The organism is Roseobacter ponti, from assembly GCF_012932215.1.
Taxonomy (GTDB): Bacteria; Pseudomonadota; Alphaproteobacteria; order Rhodobacterales; family Rhodobacteraceae; genus Roseobacter; species Roseobacter ponti.
On the sequence record NZ_CP048789.1, the window covers coordinates 47727 to 73533 of the forward strand.

21 protein-coding genes are annotated in these 25807 nt (G+C 60.3%); 15 read left to right on the forward strand and 6 right to left on the reverse strand.

All coding sequences use genetic code 11. The annotated features are described in order from the left end of the window. Nucleotides 1-159: 159 nt before the first annotated feature. Nucleotides 160-1554, forward strand: a complete 1395-nt coding sequence (gabT, locus tag G3256_RS18905; protein WP_169642555.1) for a 4-aminobutyrate--2-oxoglutarate transaminase — start codon at nt 160-162, stop codon at nt 1552-1554. 117 nt (nt 1555-1671) lie between these two features. Continuing rightward, the gene (locus G3256_RS18910; RefSeq protein WP_169642556.1) at nt 1672-1968 is read left to right on the forward strand and encodes an antibiotic biosynthesis monooxygenase family protein; all 297 of its coding nucleotides are present in this window, start codon (nt 1672-1674) and stop codon (nt 1966-1968) included. A 2-nt stretch (nt 1969-1970) separates the two neighbouring features. Here the strand turns inward: G3256_RS18910 and G3256_RS18915 are convergent, their stop codons facing one another. Then, nucleotides 1971-3590, reverse strand: coding sequence for an FMN-binding glutamate synthase family protein (locus G3256_RS18915; protein ID WP_169642557.1), 1620 nt, complete (start codon nt 3588-3590; stop codon nt 1971-1973). A 615-nt stretch (nt 3591-4205) separates the two neighbouring features. On the opposite strand from G3256_RS18915, the gene G3256_RS18920 reads away from it, so the two are divergent. From G3256_RS18920 to G3256_RS18975, 12 genes are all read left to right on the forward strand, one after another. Further along, nucleotides 4206-5264, forward strand: a complete 1059-nt coding sequence (locus G3256_RS18920) for a carbon-nitrogen hydrolase family protein (protein ID WP_169642558.1) — start codon at nt 4206-4208, stop codon at nt 5262-5264. 72 nt (nt 5265-5336) lie between these two features. Beyond that, entirely contained in the window at nt 5337-8090 is a 2754-nt protein-coding gene (locus G3256_RS18925; protein WP_169642559.1) for an aminotransferase class I/II-fold pyridoxal phosphate-dependent enzyme, read from the forward strand. Next, the gene (locus tag G3256_RS18930; RefSeq protein WP_169642560.1) at nt 8047-9576 is read left to right on the forward strand and encodes a biotin carboxylase; all 1530 of its coding nucleotides are present in this window, start codon (nt 8047-8049) and stop codon (nt 9574-9576) included. Before G3256_RS18925 ends, G3256_RS18930 begins: the two co-directional genes overlap by 44 nt. A gap of 23 nt (nt 9577-9599) precedes the next feature. Further along, nucleotides 9600-10571 carry a C45 family autoproteolytic acyltransferase/hydrolase gene (locus G3256_RS18935; protein ID WP_169642561.1) on the forward strand — a complete coding sequence of 324 codons (972 nt, stop codon included), beginning with the start codon at nt 9600-9602 and terminating at the stop codon, nt 10569-10571. 122 nt (nt 10572-10693) lie between these two features. Then, nucleotides 10694-12274, forward strand: coding sequence for an ABC transporter substrate-binding protein (locus tag G3256_RS18940; RefSeq protein WP_169642562.1), 1581 nt, complete (start codon nt 10694-10696; stop codon nt 12272-12274). A 157-nt stretch (nt 12275-12431) separates the two neighbouring features. Next, the gene (locus G3256_RS18945) at nt 12432-13997 is read left to right on the forward strand and encodes an ABC transporter substrate-binding protein (RefSeq protein WP_169642563.1); all 1566 of its coding nucleotides are present in this window, start codon (nt 12432-12434) and stop codon (nt 13995-13997) included. Between the two features lie 79 nt (nt 13998-14076). Continuing rightward, the gene (locus tag G3256_RS18950; RefSeq protein WP_169642564.1) at nt 14077-15057 is read left to right on the forward strand and encodes an ABC transporter permease; all 981 of its coding nucleotides are present in this window, start codon (nt 14077-14079) and stop codon (nt 15055-15057) included. Continuing rightward, nucleotides 15057-16013 (forward strand): ABC transporter permease, encoded by a 957-nt coding sequence (locus G3256_RS18955; RefSeq protein WP_169642565.1) that lies wholly within the window; start codon nt 15057-15059, stop codon nt 16011-16013. The genes G3256_RS18950 and G3256_RS18955 overlap by 1 nt, the downstream gene beginning before the upstream one ends. 100 nt (nt 16014-16113) lie before the next feature. Continuing rightward, nucleotides 16114-17094: an ABC transporter ATP-binding protein gene (locus tag G3256_RS18960; RefSeq protein ID WP_169642566.1), complete on the forward strand. Its 981-nt coding sequence runs from the start codon at nt 16114-16116 to the stop codon at nt 17092-17094. Next, nucleotides 17091-18056, forward strand: coding sequence for an ABC transporter ATP-binding protein (locus G3256_RS18965; RefSeq protein ID WP_169642567.1), 966 nt, complete (start codon nt 17091-17093; stop codon nt 18054-18056). Before G3256_RS18960 ends, G3256_RS18965 begins: the two co-directional genes overlap by 4 nt. Next, nucleotides 18053-19177: a CaiB/BaiF CoA transferase family protein gene (locus G3256_RS18970; RefSeq protein ID WP_169642568.1), complete on the forward strand. Its 1125-nt coding sequence runs from the start codon at nt 18053-18055 to the stop codon at nt 19175-19177. The genes G3256_RS18965 and G3256_RS18970 overlap by 4 nt, the downstream gene beginning before the upstream one ends. After that, the gene (locus G3256_RS18975) at nt 19174-19896 is read left to right on the forward strand and encodes an SDR family NAD(P)-dependent oxidoreductase (protein WP_169642569.1); all 723 of its coding nucleotides are present in this window, start codon (nt 19174-19176) and stop codon (nt 19894-19896) included. Before G3256_RS18970 ends, G3256_RS18975 begins: the two co-directional genes overlap by 4 nt. Here G3256_RS18975 and G3256_RS18980 read toward each other — a convergent pair. Next, a complete protein-coding gene (locus G3256_RS18980; protein WP_169642570.1) occupies nt 19893-20645 on the reverse strand; it encodes an MBL fold metallo-hydrolase in 753 nt (250 codons plus the stop codon). The genes G3256_RS18975 and G3256_RS18980 overlap by 4 nt on opposite strands. 52 nt (nt 20646-20697) lie before the next feature. Between G3256_RS18980 and G3256_RS18985 the strand changes: the two genes are divergently transcribed. Continuing rightward, nucleotides 20698-21825, forward strand: coding sequence for a pyridoxal phosphate-dependent aminotransferase (locus tag G3256_RS18985; protein ID WP_169642571.1), 1128 nt, complete (start codon nt 20698-20700; stop codon nt 21823-21825). Here G3256_RS18985 and G3256_RS18990 read toward each other — a convergent pair. Genes G3256_RS18990 through G3256_RS19005 form a run of 4 tightly spaced genes read right to left on the reverse strand, consistent with a single transcriptional unit; the run spans nt 21822 to nt 25705 of the window. Continuing rightward, complete coding sequence (locus G3256_RS18990; RefSeq protein ID WP_169642572.1) at nt 21822-22382, reverse strand: PqiC family protein; 561 nt, start codon at nt 22380-22382, stop codon at nt 21822-21824. The two genes, G3256_RS18985 and G3256_RS18990, sit on opposite strands and share 4 nt — an antisense overlap. A 1-nt stretch (nt 22383) precedes the next feature. After that, nucleotides 22384-24468 carry a PqiB family protein gene (locus G3256_RS18995; protein WP_169642573.1) on the reverse strand — a complete coding sequence of 695 codons (2085 nt, stop codon included), beginning with the start codon at nt 24466-24468 and terminating at the stop codon, nt 22384-22386. Then, entirely contained in the window at nt 24465-25109 is a 645-nt protein-coding gene (locus G3256_RS19000) for a paraquat-inducible protein A (protein WP_206040832.1), read from the reverse strand. The genes G3256_RS18995 and G3256_RS19000 overlap by 4 nt, the downstream gene beginning before the upstream one ends. Then, the gene (locus G3256_RS19005) at nt 25076-25705 is read right to left on the reverse strand and encodes a paraquat-inducible protein A (RefSeq protein ID WP_169642602.1); all 630 of its coding nucleotides are present in this window, start codon (nt 25703-25705) and stop codon (nt 25076-25078) included. Before G3256_RS19005 ends, G3256_RS19000 begins: the two co-directional genes overlap by 34 nt. Nucleotides 25706-25807 lie beyond the last annotated feature (102 nt).

Sequence of the window (25807 nt, forward strand, 5' to 3'; positions counted from 1 at the left end):
TTCAGTTATCTAGCCGCAAGGCCGGTTGTTGTCACACCAAATCGACACCAGCCCGGGAAAACCGTGACCGGGCGCTGCACGAATCTCAATTGACAACTAAATTAAACGGAGTATCGATATTTTAAACACGACCGACTGACCCATGTAAGGATATTTATCATGGCAACGACCGCCAAAACCACCGCAACAAAGAAGCCCCGCAAGGCGCGTGCCGCCCGCAAACCCAAAATTGCAGTTGTGCCGGACACGCCTGAAGTAACCGGCAACGCTGCATTGCTGGCGCGCCGGGATGCAGCTGTGCCGCGCGGTGTGGCTTCTGCGGCTCCCGTGTTTGCAGAGCGTGCAGAAAACGCCGAGCTTTGGGACGTAGAGGGCAACCGCTACATCGATTTTGCCGGCGGTATCGCCGTGCTGAACACCGGCCACCGTCACCCCGCAGTGATCGCCGCAGCCAAAGCGCAGGAAGACAAATACACGCATACGTCTTTCCAGGTTGTGCCGTACGAGCCCTATGTGGCGCTTGCAGAAAAGCTGAACGCCATTGCACCGGGTGATTTCGCCAAGAAGTCCCTGCTGGTTACAACCGGCGCTGAAGCTGTTGAAAACGCTGTTAAAATTGCGCGTGCTGCGACCGGTCGTCCGGGTATTATCGCCTTTACCGGCGGATACCACGGACGCACCCTGCTGACGCTTGGCATGACCGGCAAGATCAGCCCCTACAAAAAGAACGTGGGCCCGTTCCCCGCAGATGTCTTCCGTGCGCCTTTCCCGTCGGTACGTGACGGGATCACCGTGGAGGACGCCCTTACCGGTCTGAAGAACCTCTTCCTCACCGATGCGCAGCCTGACCGCGTGGCGGCCATCATCATCGAGCCCGTGCTGGGCGAGGGCGGCTATACGCCGGTGCCTTTCGAGATGATGACAGCTCTGCGCGAGATCTGTGACGCGCACGGTATCCTGCTGATTGCCGACGAAATCCAGGCCGGTTTCGGCCGGACCGGCACGATGTTCGCTATCGAACATTCCGGTGTCGTGCCCGATCTGATCACTGTCGCGAAATCCATGGCGGGCGGCTATCCGATCGCCGGTGTGATCGGTCGTGCCGATGTGATGGACGCGATGGAGCCCGGCGGGCTTGGTGGCACATACGGCGGCAACCCGGTGGCCTGTGCAGCAGCGCTTGCCGCGATTGACGCGCTGGAAAACGAAGGTCTTCTGGCCCGTTCGCTGGAACTCGGGGCGCATTTCCGCACCCGTTTTGCAGAGATTGGTGCACGCACAGCGCCATGGCGCATGTGGGACATCCGCGGCCTTGGCGCCATGCTGGCTGTTGAGTTTGTTACCGATTTCGAGACAGCAGCACCTGACGGGGCTCTGGTTAAATCGATCTGCGCACACGCACTCAAACGTGGCCTGATCCTTCTGGGCTGTGGCATGCACGGCAACGCCCTGCGCATCATGGTGCCGCTGACGGCATCGGACGAAATCATCGAAGAGGGTCTGGGCATCTTTGAAGCCGCCCTCTCCGAGGCGGTGGCCGAACAGGGCGTATAAGCCGCTTCTGAACGACACACACCTGAACGGGCGCGGACATTCCGCGCCCGTTTTTTTGTGTCATCCGGCCTGTGGGTTCAGTGTGATATCATGGGGAACGTCACAGGAGGACGCCCCATGATCATGCGCATTTTTCAGGTTGTAACCCGTCCGGGCAAAGAGGCTGCTTTTGCACGGTTTTTCCACGAAACAGCGATCCCGCTGATGCAGCGAACCAAAGGTCTGGTGACTGTGCTGCCCGGTGCCGCACGGCAGGACAGCCCGCGTAATTTCAGCTTTGTGATGGTCTGGAAAGACCTTGAGGCGCTGCAGGATTTTGTCGGCCCTGACTATCAGACACCGCATATTGACCCTGCCGAAGAAGCCCTGGTCGAAAGCCGGTCCCTGCAGCATTACGACCTTGTTACCAACTGATTTCAGACCGGGGGCGGTTTAAAGCTCGCCGCACTCGCACGCGCCCAGCGTTTGCGGTAATCGCCGCCCACGTCGCTCTGATTATCAAAGAGAAACCCCTCGGGCAGATAGGGGTAGGCGTCGCTGCCTTCGGCCATCTCCTTGTCTCCGAGCCGTACCATCAGGTGCTGGGGCATGAAATCTCCCGGATGGGAAAGACCCGCCGCACCGGTCATTTCACCCAGAGCCTTGAGCGTATTGCGATGGAACCGCGCGACCCGTTCGGATTTTGAGCCGACATCAAGCGCGCGGGCACGCATCGGATCCTGTGTGGCGACGCCGACGGGGCAGTGATTGGTGTGGCAGGCCTGTGCCTGAATGCAGCCGATGGCAAACATGAAACCGCGCGCCGAGTTGCACCAGTCGGCGCCGAGGGCCAGACAGCGTGCGATGTCAAAAGAAGAGACAACTTTACCCGCCGCGCCGATCTTAATCTCGCCGCGCAATCCGGCACCCCGCAGTGTGTTGTGCACAAAGGTCAGACCCTCGACAAGCGGCATGCCGATGTGGTTGGAAAACTCAACAGGTGCGGCTCCTGTGCCGCCTTCGGTGCCGTCGACCACGATGAAATCCGGAGCGATGCCTGTTTCCAGCATCGCTTTGACGATACACATGAATTCCCGCCGGTGCCCGATGCAAAGCTTGAACCCGACCGGTTTACCGCCCGAAAGCTCCCGCATGTGGCCGACAAATTCCATCATTTCGATGGGTGTGGAAAAGGCCGAATGCGCCGCGGGCGAGACGCAGTCCTCGCCCATCGGGATGCCACGCGCTTCGGCAATTTCAGGCGTGATTTTTGACGCGGGCAGCATGCCACCGTGGCCGGGCTTGGCGCCCTGGCTGAGTTTGAGCTCAATCATTTTCACCTGATCGAGCGTGGCTGTAGCGCGGAATTTATCCTCATCAAAACTACCGTCAGCAGCCCGGGCGCCGAAGTAGCCGGATGCGACCTGATATATAAGGTCACCGCCGCCGGCCTTGTGATAGCGACTCACAGAGCCTTCGCCGGTGTCATGGGCAAATCCGCCCGCTTTTGCGCCGGTGTTCAGCGCCTCGATTGCATTGCCGGACAGTGATCCGAAGCTCATGGCGGAGATATTCAGGAGCGACGCGGAATAGGGCTGTTTGCAGTCCTTCCCGCCGATTCTAACCCTGAAATCAGTGTCTTCCAGTTCGACCGGAGAGACCGAATGTGTGACCCAGGCATAGCCTGCATCGTAAACGCGCATCCGGGTGCCAAAGGGGCGTTTGTCCTCCTGACCCTTGGCGCGCTGATAAACCAGGCTGCGCGCGTCGCGGCTGAACGGTTCTTCATCCTGGTCGCTTTCAATCAGATACTGGCGGATTTCCGGCCGGATGCCTTCGAAAAGAAACCGCATATGACCGAGCACCGGATAATTGCGCAGGATCGAATGCCCGGGTTGGCGCACGTCATGCAGCCCGAGAACCGACAGCCAGGCAAAGGCCGCAAAGGGTATAAGCAGCCACCATGTCCAGAAAAGTGCGGCAATCAGGCAGATGATGGCGAGGATCACAACCCCGGCGAAAGGGGCGAAACGGGTCATCGTGCTGAGGTCTTTCATCAGGTCTCCGGCGTTCTTGGTGAGGCCTCGGTCCCGGATGTGCCAAAGCTGCAGCCCCTGAGCGGATTGGCAATAAATTAAACGTAGTCCAATGATTATGCATCTGCGGTCGCCGCGCAAGCGCTGATGCGCCGGGCCCCGCGAAAAGCGATGCCGCGTGATGGCATCGGGTGGATGCACCATAGTGCTTGATCAGGTGGGAAAACCCGCATAACATTTAAGAAATGACACAGAATATACCGGTGACATGCGGCCTGGAGCGTCCTTAACATCGCACCGGGAAAGGTTCTGGCAGGGGAGAGAATCGCAAAGGTTGCCGCAGTGCCGGCTGGTCGCGACGCCGGCCGGCCATAGCTATAAGCGCCCGCAAAGGGCCGCAGGGATCAGGGAGGCGAGACGATATTGTTTAATTTATTCTTCACTTCGCCAGCCGGTTCTGTGCGCGGGACCGCCGGATTGTGACTGATTTTCATCCATCCGGCCGGTTCACGCAAAGAAAAGCGTACCGGAGCGCCGTCAGCGGTTTTAACCGCCCCCGAACAGGCATAGATACCAGGTCGCGCAGAGTTTTTGCGGGCCTGGCCAGGTCCCTCTGTCGCGACGGAGAGATTTAACATGACCCCATTCGCCATTGCCGGCGTGCAGATGTATGTGAACGCACTGCAGTCCAACGTCGAAGGCATGATCCAGCGCCTTGATGTTCTGATGGCCCGTTTCCCCTGGACCCAGATGGTGCTTTTCTCGGAACTGGCGCCTTACGGCCCGCTGGACCGCTTTGCACAGCCGCCCCAGAACGAAGCACTCGACCGCTTTTGCGAAGCCGCGCGCAAACACCGTGTCTGGCTGATCCCGGGCTCTATGTTTCTGCGTGATCCCGAGACGGGCCTGATCTTCAACACATCCGTGGTGATCAACCCCGAAGGTGAGATCATCCGGCGCTATTCCAAAATGTTCCCGTTCCGGCCTTATGAAACAGGTATCGCCGCCGGCACGGACTTCTGTGTCTTTGACGTGCCTGAGGTGGGCCGGTTCGGTCTGTCGATCTGCTATGATATCTGGTTCCCGGAGACCACGCGCCAGATCACGGCGCAGGGCGTGGAAGTGTTGCTGCACCCGGTGCTGACCGGGACCACCGACCGTGACGCAGAGCTTGCGATCGCGCGGGCGACGGCGGCTCAGTTCCAGTGCTATGTGATTGACGTCAACGGTCTCGGGGCCGGGGGTGTCGGCAAATCGCTTGTGGTCGACCCGTCCGCGCATGTGCTGCACCAGTCCGCAGGGCAGGAAGATATGTTCCCCATCGAGGTCGATCTGTCGATGGTCCGTCGCCAGCGCGAGACCGGTATGAAGGGTCTCGGTCAGGTTCTGAAAAGCTTCCGCGACCGGTCGGTGGATTTCTCGGTCTATGACCGCAACAGCGGCACGGACGCTTATCTGAAATCGCTCGGACCGCTGGAGATCCCGCAGCAGGGGACCCGCGCCGGATTGCATGTGGATATGCCCGGACAGAAAATCCAGGAAGTGCCCGCGTATAAGGGAATGGCCCACGACGCTGTGACGGCTCTTGCGCACGGGGCGACACCGGAGCCGGCGACGGCGGAACCTTCGGGGGAGGCCACGGCGGCACTGTCACCCCCTCCGGGGGCGAAGAACGAAAAACAATCCAGCGGGTAAATCAGCCGTTGCACCGGGCAGCAATGTGCTGTCCGGTTTGCATCGGCGACCCCGCGCAACGGAGAACGACTGATGCATGCGATGAATGACTATTCCTCGGCGATACAACTGCGCTCAGACCGGTGGAGCGCCCTGCGCGAGGCCACCGGCGCCCTGACGCGCAACCCGACGGCCAAACAGCAGACTGCGCTGCGCAAGAAAACCAACCAGCTTTTCGACAGCCTCGCGGTGATCGAACCCTACTGGGCATTCCCGGGCATGGCCGCATTCGATCACATGCGCCGTCAGTTCGAGCACAATGCGTTTGAGGAACTGGCCTTCAGCGTCGGACGCGTCACACGGGCGCTGACCACCGGGGCATACAGACGCCGGCATATCCCTCTCGAACGCGACAGCATCGAAGCAGAAGAACTGGACGACGAAGCGCTTCTGTCACCCGAAGCGCGGGCGCTGACCAAACCGTATTTCGAAGTGCTGATTGTCGATAACGTCAATGAGTATCAGGAACGCTGGCTGCGCAATAACGTCAGCCGGATGCGCCGCCCTGAAGACCCGTTTCTCTATGAAGCGCTGGTTGTGCCGAGCCTTGAAGACGCGCTTGTCGCCGTGCTCTTTAATCACAACATTCAGGCCATCGTGGTGCGCCCCGGGCTGGTGCTGAAATCACGCATGGACCAGCAGATGGTGCAACGTTTCCTGAACCGCGCCGGCGACCAGGAAGAAATCGACAATATGCAGCCAGAAGACTATGGCCCGGAGCTCTGCCGTCTGGTGGCCAAAGTACGCCCGGAGCTTGATGCCTATCTGGTCACGGAACGGTCGGTGGAGGACATTGCCGGCCTTGATCTCGGGATCTGCCGGCGGGTCTTTTATAACCAGGAAGACTTTATGGAGCTGCACCTGAACATCCTGCGCGGCGTTCAGGCCCGCAATAAAACGCCGTTTTTCACCGCTCTCGTCGAATATTCCAAACAGCCGACCGGCGTTTTCCACGCCATGCCGATCAGTCGCGGCAAATCCATCTCGCGCAGCCACTGGATCCAGGACATGGGTGCTTTTTACGGGCCCAACATCTTTCTTGCGGAGACTTCGGCAACATCCGGCGGTCTTGACAGCCTTCTGGAACCGCACGGTCCCATAAAAGAGGCTCAGGAGCTCGCATCGCGTGCATTCGGCTCTAAACAGACGTTTTTCGCGACCAACGGCACTTCGACCTGTAACAAGATTGTCGTTCAGGCTCTGGTGCGTCCGGGCGATATCGTGCTGGTGGATCGTGATTGCCACAAGTCACATCACTACGGCATGGTGCTCGCAGGCGCGCAGGTCTGTTATCTCGACAGCTATCCGCTCAATGAGTACTCAATGTACGGGGCGGTGCCCCTGAAAGAGATCAAGCACCAGCTTCTCAAACTGAAAGCTGAGGGTAAGCTTGATAAAGTCCGCATGCTGCTGCTCACCAACTGCACCTTTGACGGTCTGGTTTATAACGTCGAGCGGGTGATGGAAGAGTGTCTTGCGATCAAGCCCGATCTGATCTTTCTGTGGGACGAAGCATGGTTTGCCTTTGCCAGATTCAACCCGACCTATCGCCAGCGGACGGCTATGACGGCCGCCAATACGCTGCGTTCCAGGTTCCGGACCGACGCGCATAAGCGTCTCTATGAGGCACAGCAGACCCGTCTGGAAGACGCTGATGATGAAAAGCTGCTGAACACCCGACTTATCCCGTCACCCCATGCGCGGGTCAGGGCCTATGCCACGCAATCGACGCACAAGACACTGACGTCGCTGCGCCAGGGTTCGATGATCCACGTCAACGATCAGGATTTCAAAGGCGAGGTGGAACAGTCCTTCCACGAAGCCTATATGACACACACATCCACGTCTCCAAACTACCAGATCATCGCGAGCCTTGATGTCGGGCGACGGCAGGTGGAGCTTGAGGGCTATGAGTTTGTGCAGCGCCAGATTGAAGCAGCACTTTCGATGCGGCGCGCGATCATGACCCACCCGCTGCTACAGAAATACTTCCGTGTGCTGACGGCGGGCGACATGATCCCCGCCAAATACCGCCAGAGCGGCATCTCAAGTTATTATGATGCTGAACAGGGCTGGACCGATATGTGGGACAGCTGGGAGCAGGACGATTTCGTGCTCGATGCGACCCGCGTGACGCTTGCGGTTGGTGGCACCGGCTGGGACGGTGATACTTTCAAGACCGATATCCTGATGGACAAATACGGCATCCAGATCAACAAGACCTCGCGCAACACGGTCCTTTTCATGACCAACATCGGTACGACGCGCTCCTCGGTCGCCTATCTGATCGAAGTGCTGGTCGAGATCGCCAAATCGCTGGATGAACGGCTGGATGACGCCAGCCGCATGGAACTCCGGTCGTTTGAACGCCGGGTCAAAGGTCTGATGGAAGAGTTGCCGCCTTTGCCGGATTTCAGCCGTTTCCATGATGCCTTTCAGGCCTGTTCTGTCACCGGCGAGGGCGATATCCGTTCCGCGTTCTTCCTCGCGTATGATGAGAACAAATGCGACTACATCGACATTAACGGGCCGCTGAAAGAGGCGCTCGATGCCGGCGAAACCGTTGTTTCCGCAAGCTTTATCATCCCCTATCCGCCGGGCTTCCCGATTCTGGTGCCCGGCCAGGTGGTCAGCCAGGAGATTCTTGCCTTCATGCTGGCACTCGACGTGTCAGAAATCCACGGATACCGGCCCGATCTGGGGCTCAGGGTCTTTACCGAAGAAGCCCTTCAGGAGCTTGTCGATGCGCGTGACGCACGGCCGCAAATCGCTCCTGCAGCAGAATAAAAACCAACAGAGAGGACAGAAGTACATGTCGACCACGGTTCTGAAAAACATCTCGGAAATCCGCCGGTATTTTCACCGCAACGAAGACCCGGTCTATTTTGTCTCTGCGACCAACTTCAACCTGCTCGGCATCGACGAGTGGGTGAAGAACTTCAAGTATATCAATTACATAGATTGTTATGACGGGCGTCATCCTAACGTCTTCTGCCCTTCCGAGCAGCCACATGCGGAGTTCCAGTCCATTGAGGACATCAACAACTATCTGCTGCAGCACAAAGAGGTGATCGATTTCATCAAGCGGCGCGGTGGCAAGCCCAAGTTTGTGTTCCTGATGTTTGACGAGGAAACCGAGCGGCTGGCAAAGGAACTGGGCGGTACCGTATGGTTCCCGAAGGCTAAGCTGCGCACGTCGATGGACAACAAAATCGAGACCGTGCGGATTGGCAACAAGGCTGGCGTGCCCTCCGTGCCAAACGTGCTGGCAGAGGTAAAATCCTACGAGGATCTGCGCAAAACCTGCGAAAAAGCCGGGATCGGGCACGATCTGGTGCTTCAGTCAGCCTTTGGCGACAGTGGTCACACCACGTTCTTTATCAAATCCGAAGCTGATTTCCGCCGCCATGAGCATGAGATCATCGGTGAGGGTGAGATCAAGATCATGAAGCGCATCGACTGTCGCGGCTCGGCCATCGAGGCCTGCGCGACGTCCGAGGGCACGATCGTTGGTCCGCTGATGACCGAGCTCGTCGGGTTCAAGGAACTTACGCCCTATCGCGGCGGCTGGTGCGGCAACGAGATCCTCTCAACCGCTTTCCCGCCCAAGGTGCGTGAAAAAGCCCGCGATCTGACCTTCAAATTCGGTGAGCAGCTGCGCAAAGAGGGCTATCGCGGATATTTCGAGCTCGATTTCCTGATCGACAAGAAAACCGGCGATCTCTGGCTCGGAGAGCTTAACCCACGCATCACCGGCGCCTCGTCGATGACGAACCACGCGGCATTTGCCCATGCGGATGCGCCGCTCTTTCTGTTCCACCTGCTCGAATTCTCGAAAAAGAAATTCAAACTGGATGTGGATGAGCTTAACGCCCGCTGGGCCGACAGCGAGAACATCGACAGCTGGTCGCAGATGGTCATTAAACACACCGATGACACGGTGGATATCTGTACGGCGTCTCCGGAGACCGGCATCTACAAGATGCTGGAGGACGGGCGGGTGGTCTATGACCGCTTCGACTATCACCGACGTGCCGTCGAGAGCGAGAACGAAGCTTTCTTCCTGCGCATTCTCGGTCCGGGCGATTACCGCTATGAGGGTGCCGATATCGGCATTCTTGTGACCCGCGGCCGGTCCATGACCAAGAGTTTCCAGTTGAATGACCGGGCGAAAAAGTGGATCCACGGCATCAAGCAAAGCGTGGCCGCCAAGCCGCTGCCCGTGGCCGAAGCCGGCCCCGCGCTGGCCGATCCCGCGTTCAAGATCCTCTGAGCGGAAAGGAACCTGCACCCACAATGTTATGGCGTGCGATGACAGAAGATTTGCCCGGGCCGAAATGGTCCGGGCTTTTCGCCGAATACTGGCCTGATTACAAACGCTGGTGGCTCAAAGAGGGCGAGAGCACACGTCCGACGTATGCGCAGTGTCGCCGTGCGATGAAAGAGCATATGCCGGAGCTCATCCCGCTTTATGACGAGCTGTGCGAGCTTGCCGGTGGTGGCGATCTGGCTGCTCGGTTCCTGTCGTTCTACTGCCCACCGCCGTATCTGGCGGGCTGCAGCCAGGCGATCTGGACCGGTCGCGAGCCCGTAATGGTGCGCAATTACGACTACAACCCCAATGCTTTTGACAGCCTGGTACTGCACACGAAATGGCAGGGCAGGCAGGTCATGGGGACCTCGGACGGCCTCTGGGGCATGGTCGACGGCATGAATGACGCAGGGTTGGCGATTTCGCTGACCTTCGGCGGGCGTCGGATCGTCGGTGATGGCTTTGGTGTGCCGCTCATTCTGCGCTATGTGCTGCAGACCTGTGAGACCGCGGAAGAAGCAGGCAGAGTGCTGGCCCGCGTGCCGACCCATATGAGCTATAACGTCACCGTTCTGGACAAAAAGCGCCAGTACCTGACAGCGATGATGGCACCTGACCGGCCTGCAGTGATTACCCATGCCGCGGTTGCGACGAACCATCAGGAAAACGTGGAATGGGTCAGCCATGCGCGGTTCACCGCCACGGTCGAGCGCGAGCGGTTTTTGTTACAGCGGCTGACCCTGCACCGCGACCCTGAGGACAAGTTCATCGGGGCCTTTCTCAAACCGCCACTTTATTCCACGGCCTTTAACGCCGGTTTCGGCACGCTATACACCGCCGTCTATCGCCCGCGCCTGAAACAGATGGAACTGCGCTGGCCCGGAAGTGTCTGGCCGCTGTCCATGAAGCAGTTCGAAGAGGGCATGCGCCGCATTCAGATCCCCGGTGCTGCCTGAAACGATTGCGCAGGCCGGAAATTATGCATTAAAATGACGACCTGACGTGACGCCAGGGGGTTGCCAAAGCGGCCTCGTTCCCAAAGATTACGCACATAACAAAAACCCACGGGGAGATACCAATGAGACTGACAACCACCGTTCTTACGGCGGCGATGCTGCTGTCTTCGACAACGCTCGCAAGCGCCGAAACCCTGCGTTGGGCACGCGCCGGTGACGCGCTGACCCTTGACCCGCATGCCCAGAATGAGGGGCCCACGCATACCGTGCGCCACCAGATATATGAGCCGCTGATCATCCGCGACGTCACAGGCGCCTTTGAGCCTGCGCTGGCAACCGAATGGGCGCCGTCCGAAGCCGATCCCAACGTCTGGGTTTTCACCCTGCGTGAAGGGGTGAAATTCCACGACGGCGCTGATTTCACCGCCGAAGACGTGGTGTTCAGCTTTGAGCGTGCCAAGCAGCCCAACTCCGACATGAAAGAGCTGATCGGATCAATCACCGAAGTACGGGCCGTAGATGATTACACCATCGAAATGGTCACCGACGGGCCGAACCCGATCCTGCCCAGCAACCTCACCAACCTCTTCATCATGGACAAGGGCTGGACCGAGGCGAATGACACCGTCAATGTACAGGATTTCGAGGGGGGCGAGCTGACATTTGCCACCACGAACACCAACGGCACCGGGCCGTATGTGCTGCAAAGCCGCGAGGCTGACGTGCGTACCGTGATGACCCGCAATGATGACTACTGGGGGATCGATCAGTTCCCCATGCAGGTCACCGAGATCATCTATACCCCGATTCAGAACGCCGCGACCCGGGTTGCAGCACTGCTGTCGGGCGAGGTTGATTTCCTTCAGGACATGCCGGTGCAGGACCTTGACCGCGTCAACAGCGCCGATGGCCTGTCAGTCAAAAAAGCACCTCAGAACCGGGTGATCTTTTTCGGCATGAACCAGGGCGCAGACGATATCGAGGCTGACAACGTCGATGGTAAAAACCCGCTGGCGGATGTGCGCGTACGCAAAGCGATGTCGATGGCCATTAACCGCGATGCGATCCAGCAGGTCGTGATGCGCGGCCAGTCAGAGCCTGCGGGCATGATCGCACCGCCCTTCGTGAACGGCTGGAATTCCGAGATGGACAGCTCGTCGGTCACCGATCTCGATCAGGCAAAATCACTGATGGCCGAGGCCGGATACGGCGATGGTTTCTCGCTGCAGCTTGACTGCCCGAACGACCGCTACATCAACGATGAGGCGATCTGTCAGGCCGCCGTTGGCATGCTCGCGCAGATCGGTGTGACGGTGAACCTCGATGCCAAACCCAAGGCACAGCACTTCCCGCTCATCACTGACGGCAAGACCGATTTCTACATGCTGGGCTGGGGTGTTCCGACCTACGATTCCGAATACATCTTCAACTTTCTGGTACATGGCCGGGAATCGGATATCGGAACCTGGAACGGCACCGGTTTTGACGACGACGATCTGGACGCCAAGATCAGGTCGCTGGCCTCTAATACCGATCTCGCAGCGCGGGATGCCGCCATCGCGGAGATCTGGTCCGTGGTTCAGGATCAGCAGCTCTACATCCCGATCCACCACCAGGTGCTGAACTGGGGCATGGCCGACAAGGTCGGTATCGAGGTTGATCCCGAAGACCAGCCCAAGGTGAAATACTTCACGATCAACTGATCGCGACTTCCTGAACATGGGCTGCGCGGCGAAAGATTCCGTCGCGCAGCCGTTCCAACAGGCGCCAAAGACCGGGAAACCCGGTCTTTCCGGGCATGTAATGCGCCCCGTCAGGGGCGCGCCGCCGGATTAACGTCACCGCGGAAAAGGACCGATCATGCGCTTACCCCTGCTCATCGCTGCAGCCACGCTGGCATTCGCCGGACAGGCTGCTGCCCGGGAGTTTTCCTGGGCCGCGACCACCGATCCTCAGACTATGGACCCGCATGCCGTGAATTCCGCGCCGGTCCTGGGATTTCTTAACAACGTCTATGAAGGTCTCGTGCGGCGTGGCAGGGACATGCGCATTGAACCCGCGCTTGCAACCTCCTGGGAACCGATCGGCGCGGGCGAGGGATGGCGTTTCATCCTCCGGCGTGACGTGACATTCCACGATGGCAGCCCGTTTGATGCCACCGATGTCGTCTTTTCGTACAATCGCGCCTCAGGCGAGGCCGCCGATACACGCAGCTGGTTTGCGCCGGTAAGCGAAGTGATCCGCGTCGATGATTACACTGTCGATATCATGACCAGCGCGCCCAACCCGATCTTCCCGGACAGCATCGCCAACTGGATGATCATGGACAGCGACTGGGCTGACGCCAACAACTCCACCGCTCCGGACAAAGAGCGCGGCACCTTCGCCTCTCTCAATACCAACGGCACCGGGCCGTTCCGCGTCACGCTGCGTGAGCCTGGTCTGCGCACCGTTCTTGAGCCTTTCGATGGCTGGTGGGACAGCCGCGAGCACAACCTGACACGCGCGGAGTTCACCCCCATTCAGAACCCGGCGACAGCGGTTGCGGCGCTGCTGTCGGGCGACATCAGTTTTATCAACCCTGTGCCGGTACAGGATGCTGCCCGTCTCGCCGCCAATCCGGATGTGAATGTGATCCGCGGCACCGAAGCGCGGGTCATCATGCTGGGTTTTGCGCATGCCGCACCCGTACTGAAGTACTCTGACGATGTCACGGATGCGAACCCCTTTGCCGATGCCAGGGTGCGCGAGGCCGTGGCCCGGTCAATCAGCGTGAACGCCATTCTTGAAACGACCATGCGTGGCAGTGCCGAAGCCGCAGGGCAGCTCGTCAGCCCGGCCATGCGCGGCTACAGCCGCACGCTCGACGACCGCCCCGGGTATGACCCCGACAGGGCACGCGCTCTGCTGGCCGATGCCGGATATCCGGACGGTTTTTCCTTTGGCTTCAGGTGCCCGAATGACCGGTATCTCAATGACGAAGCGGTTTGTCAGGCGATCACGGCAATGCTGGCCAAAACCGGTCTGCGGGCCGGTCTTGATGCCATGCCGGTTCAGAATTACTGGCCGGAACTCAGGGCCGGAAATTTCGATATGTACCTTCTGGGCTGGTCGCCCGGCACATTTGACGCCGAACATCCGCTGCGCTTTCTGGTGGCCACTCCTGATGATGACAAAAAGCTTGGCTCGTGGAACTTCGGCGGTTTTTCCAATACAGAAGTGGACACCCTGCTGCCGCTGATCCGCTCCGAGCTTGATGAAACCAGACGCCAGGCGATGCTGGATGTATCTGCGGGCGTCGTGCGCAGTGAAACCGCCTATATACCGCTTTATGTGCAGCCGCTGATATGGGGCGTCGCACGCAACATCGACCTGACCCAGCGGCCGGATGATTTCTTTATGCTGCGGTGGGTGACGGTCAACTGATGCAAAATCCCGCGTACCCGAACTTATATCTGAACGCCGCACTGCCCCGCCGCACCTTTCACACAACAGGAGACTGCCTGTGCTAGCCTATGTGATACAGCGTGTTTTTCAGTCGGCCATCGTGCTGCTTGTGGTCGGTCTTGTCGCTTTTTCGATGTTCCGCTTTGTCGGTGACCCTGTTGACAACATGCTGGGTCAGGAACGCACCCAGGCCGATATCGAACGCCTGCGCACAACGCTGGGCCTCGATCAGCCGTTTCCGGTGCAGTATTATAAATTTCTCACCAACGCAGCCCAGGGTAATTTCGGCGTCAGCTACCGCCAGGGCCGGCCGGTGTCGGATATTCTGATGGAGCGCGCGCCAGCGACACTTGAACTGGCGGCGGTGTCGGGCTTTCTGGCGATCACCATCGGCATTGGTCTGGGTGTTTTCACGGCCATCCGGCGCAACGGATTTGCCGCCAATGCTATTATGTCGATCTCGCTCATCGGGGTCTCGTTACCCACTTTTCTGATCGGAATCCTGCTGATCTATCTTTTTTCGGTCGAGCTTGGCTGGCTGCCCAGTTTCGGGCGCGGTGAAACTGTCGATATCGGCGGGTGGAGCACTGGTTTTCTGACCCAAAGCGGGTTGCAGGCGCTCATTCTGCCCTCAATCACACTTGGGCTTTATCAGATGACGCTGATCATGCGGCTGGTGCGCTCGGAGATGCTTGAGGTGCTGCGCCAGGATTACATCCGTTTCGCCCGGGCGCGCGGGCTGCGCGAGCGTGCGGTCAATTTCCGCCACGCGCTGAAAAATACGCTGGTGCCAGTGATCACCGTGACGGGTCTTCAACTGGGATCGATCATCGCCTTTGCGATCATCACCGAAACGGTCTTTCAGTGGCCGGGGGTGGGACTGCTCTTTATCAATGCGATTCAGTTCGTCGATATTCCCGTGATGGCCGCCTATCTGATGCTCATTTCGGTGATGTTCGTGGGCATTAACCTGATCGTAGACCTGCTTTACTTTGCGATTGACCCGCGTCTGCGGGCTGACAGAACGGCGGCACACTGATGGCTGAACTTTCCTCACAAACTCCGGAAAAGGTCGTGGAACGCTCACGCCTGCGGGTCGCAATCGACAGCGATTTCGCCTGGCAGTTCCGCAAATCCCCCGTGGCAATTGTTTCGGCCGTCGTGGTGACGATCATGGTGCTGGCGGCCCTTTTTGCGCCGCTGATCGCACCCTATGATCCCTTTGATCCCGGCTCGCTGAACCTGATGAACGGGTTTTCCCGGCCGATGACGCCCAACGCCTTCACTCAGGAGGTGTTCTGGCTCGGCACCGATGATCAGGGCCGCGATGTCTTTTCCACGATCCTTTATGGCATGCGCATTTCGCTCTTCGTGGGGGCCGCGGCGGTGCTTTTCGCCATGGTTCTGGGCATTACCCTCGGTCTGCTTGCGGGCTATGCCGGCGGCTGGACCGAAACCATCATCATGCGCGTGGCCGACGTACAGCTGACCTTCCCCGCGATTCTCGTGGCCATGCTGATCTTTGGCATCGCCAAAGGGATAACGCCGGTTGAGTACCGCGACCAGATGGCGATCTGGGTCCTGATCATAGCTATTGGTCTGTCGGACTGGGTGCAGTTTGCCCGCGTCGTACGAGGTGCCACGCTGGTGGAAAAAAACAAGGAATACGTCCAGGCCGCACGGCTCATCGGGCGCGGCTCAGGGGCCATCATGCTGCGCCATATCCTGCCCAATGTGCTCTCGCCGGTGCTGGTGATTGCCACTATTTCGCTGGCACTGGCGATCATCGCAGAGGCCACACTGAGTTTTCTGGGCGTTGGCGCTCCGCCGACCCAGCCCAGCCTTGGCACGCTGATCCGGATCGGGCAGGGGTTCCTCTTTTCCGGCGAGTGGTGGATTCTGCTCTTTCCCGCGCTGACGCTGCTGACCCTGGCGCTTTCTGTGAACCTGCTGGGCGACTGGCTGCGCGATGCGCTGAACCCGAGGCTGCGGTAATGATACATCCACAATCTGCGCTTGTTCAGGAAGCCTCAATGCCCCGGTCCCGATCCTGCCGGCAACAGCGCCTGGTGGCATTCATTGAAAGGTGCCGCCCGTGAAGGACGCCGTTCTCTCAATCCGCGACCTCACAGTCGAGATCCCCACCCGGCACGGTATTCTGCGCCCTGTGGACGGTGTTTCCTATGACATCGCGCCCGGTGAAGTGCTGGGTGTGGTGGGTGAATCCGGGGCCGGCAAATCGATGGCCGGCAATGCGGTGATCGGGCTTTTGAGCCCGCCTGCGCATATTGCCAGCGGCGAGATTGTCGTGAACGGGCAGCGGATAGACCACCTGACCGGGGAGGCTATGCGACGCCTGCGGGGCAAAGAAATCGGCATGGTCTTTCAGGACCCGCTGACCTCGCTGAATCCGCTTTTGCGGATCGGTGATCAGCTGACCGAGACCATGCTGGCGCATCTCGACATTACCCGAACCGAAGCCGAAGAGCGTGCGGTGGCCGCCCTGGCTGAGGTCGGCATCCCGGGTGCCGCCGAGCGCGTCGGCAGCTACCCGCATGAGTTCTCCGGCGGCATGCGCCAGCGCGTGGTCATCGCGCTCGCGCTCTGCGCTGAGCCCTCGCTGATCATCGCAGACGAGCCGACGACCGCTCTTGATGTCTCCGTCCAGGCGCAGATCATCGCGCTGCTCAAACGGCTCTGCCGGGATCGCGGCACCGCCGTTATGCTGATCACCCACGACATGGGCGTGATCGCCGAAGCGGCGGATCGCGTCGCTGTGATGTATGCAGGCCGGCTCGCAGAGCTTGGCCCCGTGCGCGAGGTTCTGATGCAGCCACATCATCCCTATACCGCGGGCCTCATGGGCTCCACGCCGCTCGCCTCGCGTGGCAAAGACCGGTTGCATCAGATCCCCGGTGCCATGCCGCGCCTCGACAGCCTGCCTGAGGGCTGTGCATTCCATCCGCGCTGTCCGCGCGCCGCCGCCCGGTGCAGCAGCGCACCCGGCCCGCTGATCAGCGACGGCGATGGTCGTGCTGCCTGCTGGTTCCCCCTCGACCGGGCAGGTGTCGCATGACGGGCATGGTCAGCATCCGCAATCTCACCCGCGTTTTTGACGTATCGAAACCCTGGATCAACCGGCTCGTGGAACGACGCCCCAAAGCTTGGCTGACCGCTGTCTCAGATGTCAGCTTCGAGATCGAAGAAAAGACCGTTTATGCTCTCGTGGGAGAAAGTGGCTCAGGAAAATCGACCATCGGTAAAATGCTGGTGGGGCTGCTGAGCCCGTCTGAAGGTTCGGTGGAAATCCGCGGCACGGACCTCGCGCGCGAGACAGATGCCGCAAAGGTCGATGCCGTCCGGCGCGATATCCAGATGATTTTCCAGGACCCCTTTGCCTCGCTCAACCCGCGCTGGCGGGTGCGCGACATCATTGTGGAGCCTGTTGCCGCGCGCGGTGGCGACACCACTGGCATGGCAGAACGTCTGCTCGAAGAGGTGGGGCTTTCTGCACGTGACGCCGGCAAGTTTCCGCATGAGTTCTCAGGCGGGCAGCGCCAGCGGATCTGTATCGCGCGGGCACTGGCGTCCGGGCCGAAACTGATCGTCTGTGACGAGCCGACCTCGGCGCTTGATGTCTCCGTTCAGGCTCAGGTGCTCAACCTCATGAGTGATCTCAAGGATCAGCTGGGCCTCACCTATCTCTTTATCAGCCACGATCTGACGGTGGTACAGCACATGGCCGACCGGATCGGCGTGCTCTATCTGGGACGTCTGGTGGAAGAGGCCGGGCCCGACGCGCTGTTTGAAAATCCGCGCCATCCTTATACGCAGATGCTGCTGGCCGCCGCGCCAAAACTTGATGATTTCGGCCGCGAGGTGCCGCCGCCGACCGGTGAAATTCCCGATCCCATCAACCCGCCCCCCGGATGCGCCTATCATCCGCGCTGCCCGCTCGCAGAGGACATCTGCAGGAAGGAACGGCCGGTTATGCGCACAATCGAAGGGACGCGGGTCGCCTGTCACATGGCAGAATGACCGGCCCGCTCGCCTCTTTGCGGGTGATTGAATTCAGCGGTCTGGGGCCCGCACCGCTGGCCGGACAGCTGCTGGCGGATCTCGGTGCGGATGTGATTGTCATCGACCGCACCGTCGCCCCGCAGGACCCTGCAGACGTCAACCGGCGCGGCAAGCGTTCAGTGGTGCTTGACCTGAAATCTGATGGTGGGCTGAAGGCCGCACGCAGGCTCATTGCGCGTTCGGATGTGCTGATCGAAGGCTTCCGTCCCGGCGTGATGGAGCGGCTCGGTCTGGGCCCCGAGACCTGCCCTGAAACTCTGATCTATGCCCGGATGACAGGCTGGGGGCAGACCGGTGACAGGGCGCTGACGGCCGGGCACGACATTAACTATCTGGCGATGACCGGCGCGCTTCATGCCATCGGCCCGGCAGATCAGCCGCCCGTCGTGCCGCTGAACCTGGTTGCTGATTTCGGTGGCGGTACGATGTTTCTGCTCTTTGGCATTCTGTCTGCCGTTATCGAACGGGGCGTCTCAGGCAAAGGCCAGGTGGTCGATGCCGCAATGATCGACGGGGTGCCGGCAATGATGGGCCTTATCCATGGCTGGCTGGCGAAAGGCGACTGGCAGGCAGCGCGCGGGGTCAATCTTCTTGACGGCGGCGCCCCCTTTTACCGGTGTTACGCGTGCTCGGATGGTAAATTCATCTCAGTGGGTGCTCTCGAACCGCAGTTTTATGCGGAACTCTGCCGGATTGCCGGGCTCGATCCCGGGCCGGATCAGAATGACCGGGCCTCATGGCCCGCACGTTCTGCGGCTTTTTCAGAAACCTTCCGCAGCCGCACACGGGACGACTGGGCCATTCTCTTTGCCGGCTCTGATGCCTGTGTCGCACCGGTGCTTGATTTCACCGAGGCAACGCTGCATCCCGAAAACCGCGCGCGGGGTGTGTTCACCGACCCGGGCGGGATCGCGCAGGCCGCACCCGCTCCGCGCTTCAGCCGCTCCGGCACACGCGCACCCTCTGCGCCCGGCGCACCGGGGGCGGACACCGCATCGGTTCTGGCAGAGGCCGGGTTCGATGCGCAGACCCTCGCCGCCCTGACACAGCGCACCGACCACAAGGAGACCGATCAATGACACGCATCGCTGTTGTGACAGGGGCCGCCGGCGGGCTTGGACGTGCGATAACAAAACGGCTGCTGGCCGACGGGCTGGTCGTGACCGGTCTTGATCTGGACGCAGGAGGTCTCAGTGAAATGACCGCTGAAGGGTTCACCGGCATCACCACCGATCTGACTGATCCCGACGCAATCAGCGGCGCTTTTGAGACCATCGCGACGAAACATGGCGGGGTGGATGTGCTGGTCAACAATGCCGGCACCTGTTTCATGTCGGATTTCCCGGACATCCCTGCGACAGAACTCAACAAGCAGATGTCGGTGAATTTCTCAGGCGCGTTTCATTGTTGTCAGGCTGCGGTCCGGCTGATGTCGGGGCGTGAGGGTGTGCGCAAGATCGTCAATATCTCTTCCAACGGCGCCTATAACTTCGACGTCTTCGATCCGCCACATTACCGCGCGTCCAAGGCGGCAATGGACACGCTGACCAAAGATCTTGCCCGTCGATATGCCCGCGATAAAATCGCGGTGAACTCGATCGCACCGGCGATGACGGAAACGCCTCTTTTCGGGGTGCTGAGCGAAGAAGTCCTGGAGAAAGCCATCGCCCAGATGCCGCACGGGAGGGCCATGCGCCCGGATGAAGTTGCGGCCTGGGTTGGCTTTCTGGTCTCGCCGGCTGGTGACATTTCCAGCGGCAATGTGATCATTCTCAACCAGGGCCGGGACGTGCGCTAGGTGTACCAGTGCGGCGCTTTGCGCAGCTCGGGCCACTGTTCGGGACTATGCCCGAAAATCACCATCGCCCGGCGTTCAGCCGCCATTTCCATAAGGCGCGCACCATGGTGCATCGCCTGCGCTTCGTCCCAGGATCCCGCGAATTTTTCGTCGATTTCCGCAGCGCGGCTGATTGCGTCCGAGGTCAGCAGGACATCTCCCGTTTCCGGCAGTGACAGCATAAAGGCCAGCTGGCCCGGTGCATGCCCCGGTGTGAGCAGAACCTCAAACCCGGGCCCTGCCACCATGTCGCCCGTCACCAGCCGGTAATCCGCCTCGGGCCATTCCATCGCCTGCTTTCCGGACCAGTAAAGCGGCCGGGGCAGAGCACGCTCGGCCGCCGCGATCAGGATCGGCACTTCCGGAAAGCCGTCCATAAACCCCACATGATCGATATGAGTGTGGCTCTGGATCATCAGATTCACATCGGCCGGGTTCAGCCCCAACAATCCCAGTTGAGCAGGTGCCAGGTTTTCAGGTGTAAGAGAAAGGACCTGACCGAACCCCCCCAGTTCGTCTTCCTTTGTGGCGGCCTCCGCATCTTCGGCGTATTTCGCAGGAAACCCGGTATCTATCAGGACAATCTCGCCTGCGGTGGTCTCGATGACATAGCCACAGATCCCGATGATGCGCCCGTTGGCATGCACCTGAAAGAGGCCGTAATCCAGTATAGCCAGTCGCTTTGGCATGCCTTTCAGAAGGGCTTGCATCTTGATCCCCGGGCCTGTTCCGTGTTGCCTGACGAGCAAAGGGGCGCACCGGATGAAAGTCAAGATTCACACGCTGTTTCAGTATCTGCTGGAAACCACCGGCGCAGACCCGCAGGCGATTGTCGGCTTCTCCCTGTCGGAATCGCCGCGGCTGGGTGATTTTCTGAGTGAGCTCGATCCGGCATTGCCGCTCGACTGGAACAACCGCGACTTTCGCGGGCTGCCTGAGCTGCGTGATCATGTGCTGACCCAGGCCGGGCTGACGGGCGTCTGCAAGCGTGAGGATGTGCTGATCACCGCCGGTGCGGCAGAGGCCAATTATCTTGCGATCATGCAGTTGCTGGACCCCGGAGACGAAATCGTCATTGAAACCCCCGGATGGCCCCAGGCCGAGGTGCTGGCAAAAGCGGTGGGTGCAAAAATCGTCAGGGTCACCCGCCGCGAGGACGAGGAATGGCAGTTGCCGCTGGCAGCCCTTGAAGATGCGGTCACCCAGGCCACAAAACTGATTTTTCTCAGCAATCCCAACAACCCCACGGGGCAGGTGCTGAGCGAGCGTGACCTGAAGCAGATCGTTCGGATCGCCGATCGCGCCGGGGCCTGGCTGCTGGTGGATGAGGTTTACGCCGGGCTGGAATGGGAGGGACCGCGCGCGCCGTCGGTGGCCGGACTTTACCCGCGCGGGATCACGACAGGCTCCGTTTCAAAGGCGCTGGGGCTGCAGGGGCTGCGCACCGGCTGGCTCATTTCGCAAGACGCGGATCTGGTGATGGATGCGGTGATCCTGCGCGAAAACGCCTCCGAGATCATGAACATTATGGGCGAGACCATCGCGGAGATTGCCCTGCGACCGGTGCGGTATGCTACCGCAATGAAGAACGCGCGGGCCGCCGGCGCCGCCAATCTGAAACGGATGAACGCATGGGTTGATGCCACGCCAGGGCTGGCCTGGGTGTCACCCCGGGCCGGTCTTATCGGTCTTGGAAAGCTGCCCGCGGGCATCGACAGCGATGCCTTTGCGCGGCGCCTTTTGCAGGAGCCGTACCGCACATTCCTGCTGCCCGGCAGCGCTTATGACCAACCGGGGCATATCAGGCTGGGCGTGGGCGGCGGTGCCGGGGTTAATCTGGAAGACGGGTTGTCCCGCGTGGCGAAGGCCCTGGCCGACTGGCCGGATTAACGCAGCCCGTTGCGCACAACAAAGCGGGCAAGATCAAGGATGATCTGTCCGCGCGCCGCCGCGATGGCACCGGGGCCGGCAGCAGGATCATAGGCCACGCTGAGATCAAAAAGTCCCGAGCGTTCCCGCCCGCCCTCTGCCACAGCGACGAAATACTGTCCTTTTGCGCGAAACTGACCGTCGTTTCCGGCAACCAGCGATTCAAATCTCAGATCAAGGCGCGCATCGGGGAAGCTCTCGAAAGGCCAGGGCGACGACGCCACACGTGCCCCGGAAAGCTGCGCTATATGCCGTGTGAGTTCGAGCGCGATCGCCCGGTCGGGCGTGTCTGCCCAGAGCACGGCACCGTCACTGACAAGCCGGCCTGCATCATCCTGCAGAGAAATCTCATCGGCGGCGGCATAGGCGGGCAGGGACACCTCGCGCACTTCAAGAGCGCGGAAGGCGATGCGCTGGCGCTCATTCACGCCAGGTGCGGGCACTGCGTAACGTTCGGCGGTGCCGGTACAGGCGGCCAGGGTCAGCATCACGATCAGGGCGGTCACCAGGTGTCTCATATTATCGTCCTCTGATCAGCGCGCTGGGGTTGCGTTCGAGCAACCGCGCAAGCGATGTGATGGCCTCCGCGGCCTGTGATATATCGCGCATGGCCGCCTGAGCATCGCGGCTCAGTGCTTCGCCCTTGTTATAGCCTGCGATTGTCGCGCTCGCCTGTTCAAAAACGCGCGAAATCCGTTCGACCAGGGCCGGCAGGTCCTGGCTCGAAAGGGCGACGGCATCCGCCGCCTCCCGCGTCGACAGCAGCGTGGCGTTGACGTTATCCACAGCCCCCCCGGCGCGCAGATCGGCCAGCGTTGCATTCAGCTCATCAAGCGCAGAGCCGAGCGAGGCCGGCAGATCGCGGGCAGCATCGGTATCGATCAGCGCTTCGGCGGCGCTGGTCAGACCTGTCAGTTCGACAATCAGATCCTCGACGGGCAACGTTTCTGCCTTAGCCGCCACCGCATTCAGCTGATCGATCAGCTCCGGCACACCTTCAACCGAGGCGCCGACAGAGACCGCAGCACTCGTCGCCGCATCAATCGCCTCGATCACCCGTGGCACCAGCTGCTCACTGGCAAGCTGCACCAGCAGCTCTTCGATCCGCTCCAGTGAGGCGTTGAGACGCACCGGAATATCCTGCACCGACTGCGATGTCACGATCCCGCGCACGTCACCAAGAAGACCCCGGACCTCCTCGGAGGTGCCGCGCAGATCGGCGTCCGACACCAGCGCTGTGGCACTTTCCATAAAGAGAATGGCGTTGTTCAGCAGCTCTTCGATGGGCAGGCTGTTGATCCGGGTGAACACGCCCTCAACCGTGGCTGCGGCGTCGGAGATTTCGCTTTCGGTGCTCGGAAACTGGATCACATCGTCACTGTTTGTGGAGATATTCGCAGGCTCTGCATCGACTACTTCCACCAGCTCGACCTTCAGGCCCCCGGTCAGAAGGCTGCCCGATGCAAGGCGCGCGCGCAGGCCGGCGGCAACCCGTTCTGTGAGGAACTCAAGAGCTGCATCAGCGCTGACTTCTCCAGGCAGACCGAGGCGCGCAGGCTGCACGCCGATTACGACGTTGAGGCGCACGCGGCTGTCACCAAAGGCGTCACTGTCCACAATACCAGACAGGCTCTCCACAGACCCGATGCGCAGACCGCTGAGTTCCACCGGGGCATCCACCGTCAGGCCGGAGATATTCTCGTCGAAGATAACCTGCATCTCAAGCAGCTCAACCTCGGAGGCATTGAAGACGCTGTTTCGCGCCGCCGACGAATCACCGAACACCTCAAAGACTGTGCCATCCGCAACAGGCGCGCCGCCGGACACAAAGGTGTCAAAGGTAATGCCGCCCCCGACCAGGGTTGCCAGCGAGGAAAAATCCACCTCAGCACCAGTGGGCCCGATGGAGACGCTGAACCCGGATGTGTCCCAGAACCGTGTCGAGCGGGTGATCAGATCACGGTGATCCTCATAGATGATGGCCTCGGCGATGGCGAAATTCCCCCGCCCGGAAATGCGCGCGGACCCCACGCGGCCGACCTCGATGCCCCGGAACAGAATAGGCGCGTTATCGGTGAGCGTTCCGCCGGGGATGGTGCGCAACGCGATCTGCAGACCCTCGTCACCGGGCCGGAACAGCGGTGCTGTCTCACGCCCTTTGAACGACCGCCGCACCGGGCCGATTTCACTGTCCCAGGACGCTTCGATGAACACACCGCTGATAACGGTATCCAGACCGGACACGCCCTGCGCGGTCAGCTCCGGCCGCACAATCCAGAAACCCGCGCCGGCATCCGCATAGGGCGCCACTTCTTTATCGACACGAACCGCGACGATGATGCTGCTGAGATCTTCGGAAAACTGCACGTCCTCGACCACACCTACCTTTACATCCCTGTAGCGCAGTTCGGTCTGGCGCGGCGATATGCCGGCGCCGCTGTCAAATTCGATGGTGATGAGGTGGCCGCGGTCATTCCACGACTGAAACGCCACACCGAGCGAAATCACCAGCGCGATGAGCGGGATCAGCCAGATCACTGAAATCCGCTGTGTCCAGGACCGGCGGGCCGTCTCCACAGAGACTTTTTGCGGTGTTTCGCTCACGTTTGCGTTCCTTCGCGCTGGTCCTGCACATCCCAGATCATGCGGCTGTCAAAGGCCTGAGCGGAGAGCATCGTAAAGATCACCGACAGTGCAAAAAACAGACTGGCGATCCCGGGGTGCACGGAGGCCAGGCTGTTCAGTTGCACCAGTGCGGACATGATCGCAACCACAAAGATATCGATCATCGACCAGCGCCCGATATATTCGACCACCTCATAGAGCACCTGACGCTGATGCGGCGCGGTGCTGGACGGGCGGACGACGGAGACCGCAAGAAAAGCAATCGCCATGAATTTCGCAAGCGGGATGACGACGCTGGCAAAAAGGATAATCAGCGCAATTGAATAGCTGCCGTAATAGATGAACTCGATCGCGCCGCCGACAATCGTCGCCTCCTGCACCGACAGCAGCGTTTCGGTCTTCAGCATAGGATAAAGGTTCGCAGGGATGTAGCAGGCAAACCCGAGCAGCCAGTACGCCGCCACGCGCTGCAGGCTTTTGTCGTCACGCAGGATCAGCCGGTGCCCGCAGCGACCGCAGCGTTCCGTCTCGCGCGGCCAGGCCTGGGCGCAGCGCAGGCAGGCCACCAGCCCCAGATCGCGGGCAGTTATGACTTTTGAGGTTCGCTCAACGCGTTCCATACCGACCACCTGCACAAAAAGCTCTCCTGGAGCACAACGAGAACGACCAGAGCTGCAAACATCCAGAATGCAGGGCCAAAAGTAACATCCGCAAGTTCACTGATCTTGATCAGCGCCACCGCACAGCCGATCACGAAAACCTCCGCCATCGACCAGGGCCGCAAAGCCTCTGAGAGGCGGAAGGCACGCGCGGCATGCGGCGCCGGCGGCCTGTCGAGGACCAGCGGTACCAGCACATAAAGCGACAGCAGCACACGGGTCAGCGGAATAAAGACGATCAGCGCCGCAGTGGCCAGGGCAAGCAATATGAGCGGCCCGTCGCTGAAGGCAAGCGCGGCTTCGAGGATCGAGACCGAATTGGTCGTCCCGCCGGCCGAGATCGTGAGGAACGGGAAAATCGCCGCTGCGATAATCAGAAACAGAACCGCTGTCGCCAGGGCAATGATCTGCATTCCCGCCTTGCGCCGCGGGGTGATCAGCACCGTGTGACAGCGCTGGCAGACCGCACGTTCACCGGGTTCAGGACGCGCAAGACTCCAGGCCGCATCGCAATGCGGACAGACGATCAGATCGGTGCGCGGGACCGTATCCCTCATGGTGGACATGTCGGTTTCACTGCCTCTCGGGCGCAGGCCGCGCCGGTCTTTACTCTCAATACCGGAGGTCGGCGTCAGGGTGAAGGCTTTGTGCACCGGATG

Bases quoted from the DNA above. Each gene is read 5' to 3' on its own strand.
- gabT (WP_169642555.1), top strand. From the start codon at position 160: ATGGCAACGACCGCCAAAACCACCGCAACAAAGAAGCCCCGCAAGGCG.
- G3256_RS18910 (WP_169642556.1), top strand. From the start codon at position 1,672: ATGATCATGCGCATTTTTCAGGTTGTAACCCGTCCGGGCAAAGAGGCT.
- G3256_RS18915 (WP_169642557.1), bottom strand. From the start codon at position 3,590: ATGAAAGACCTCAGCACGATGACCCGTTTCGCCCCTTTCGCCGGGGTT.
- G3256_RS18920 (WP_169642558.1), top strand. From the start codon at position 4,206: ATGACCCCATTCGCCATTGCCGGCGTGCAGATGTATGTGAACGCACTG.
- G3256_RS18925 (WP_169642559.1), top strand. From the start codon at position 5,337: ATGCATGCGATGAATGACTATTCCTCGGCGATACAACTGCGCTCAGAC.
- G3256_RS18930 (WP_169642560.1), top strand. From the start codon at position 8,047: ATGCGCGTGACGCACGGCCGCAAATCGCTCCTGCAGCAGAATAAAAAC.
- G3256_RS18935 (WP_169642561.1), top strand. From the start codon at position 9,600: ATGTTATGGCGTGCGATGACAGAAGATTTGCCCGGGCCGAAATGGTCC.
- G3256_RS18940 (WP_169642562.1), top strand. From the start codon at position 10,694: ATGAGACTGACAACCACCGTTCTTACGGCGGCGATGCTGCTGTCTTCG.
- G3256_RS18945 (WP_169642563.1), top strand. From the start codon at position 12,432: ATGCGCTTACCCCTGCTCATCGCTGCAGCCACGCTGGCATTCGCCGGA.
- G3256_RS18955 (WP_169642565.1), top strand. From the start codon at position 15,057: ATGGCTGAACTTTCCTCACAAACTCCGGAAAAGGTCGTGGAACGCTCA.
- G3256_RS18965 (WP_169642567.1), top strand. From the start codon at position 17,091: ATGACGGGCATGGTCAGCATCCGCAATCTCACCCGCGTTTTTGACGTA.
- G3256_RS18970 (WP_169642568.1), top strand. From the start codon at position 18,053: ATGACCGGCCCGCTCGCCTCTTTGCGGGTGATTGAATTCAGCGGTCTG.
- G3256_RS18975 (WP_169642569.1), top strand. From the start codon at position 19,174: ATGACACGCATCGCTGTTGTGACAGGGGCCGCCGGCGGGCTTGGACGT.
- G3256_RS18980 (WP_169642570.1), bottom strand. From the start codon at position 20,645: ATGCAAGCCCTTCTGAAAGGCATGCCAAAGCGACTGGCTATACTGGAT.
- G3256_RS18985 (WP_169642571.1), top strand. From the start codon at position 20,698: ATGAAAGTCAAGATTCACACGCTGTTTCAGTATCTGCTGGAAACCACC.
- G3256_RS18990 (WP_169642572.1), bottom strand. From the start codon at position 22,382: ATGAGACACCTGGTGACCGCCCTGATCGTGATGCTGACCCTGGCCGCC.
- G3256_RS19000 (WP_206040832.1), bottom strand. From the start codon at position 25,109: ATGGAACGCGTTGAGCGAACCTCAAAAGTCATAACTGCCCGCGATCTG.
- G3256_RS19005 (WP_169642602.1), bottom strand. From the start codon at position 25,705: ATGAGGGATACGGTCCCGCGCACCGATCTGATCGTCTGTCCGCATTGC.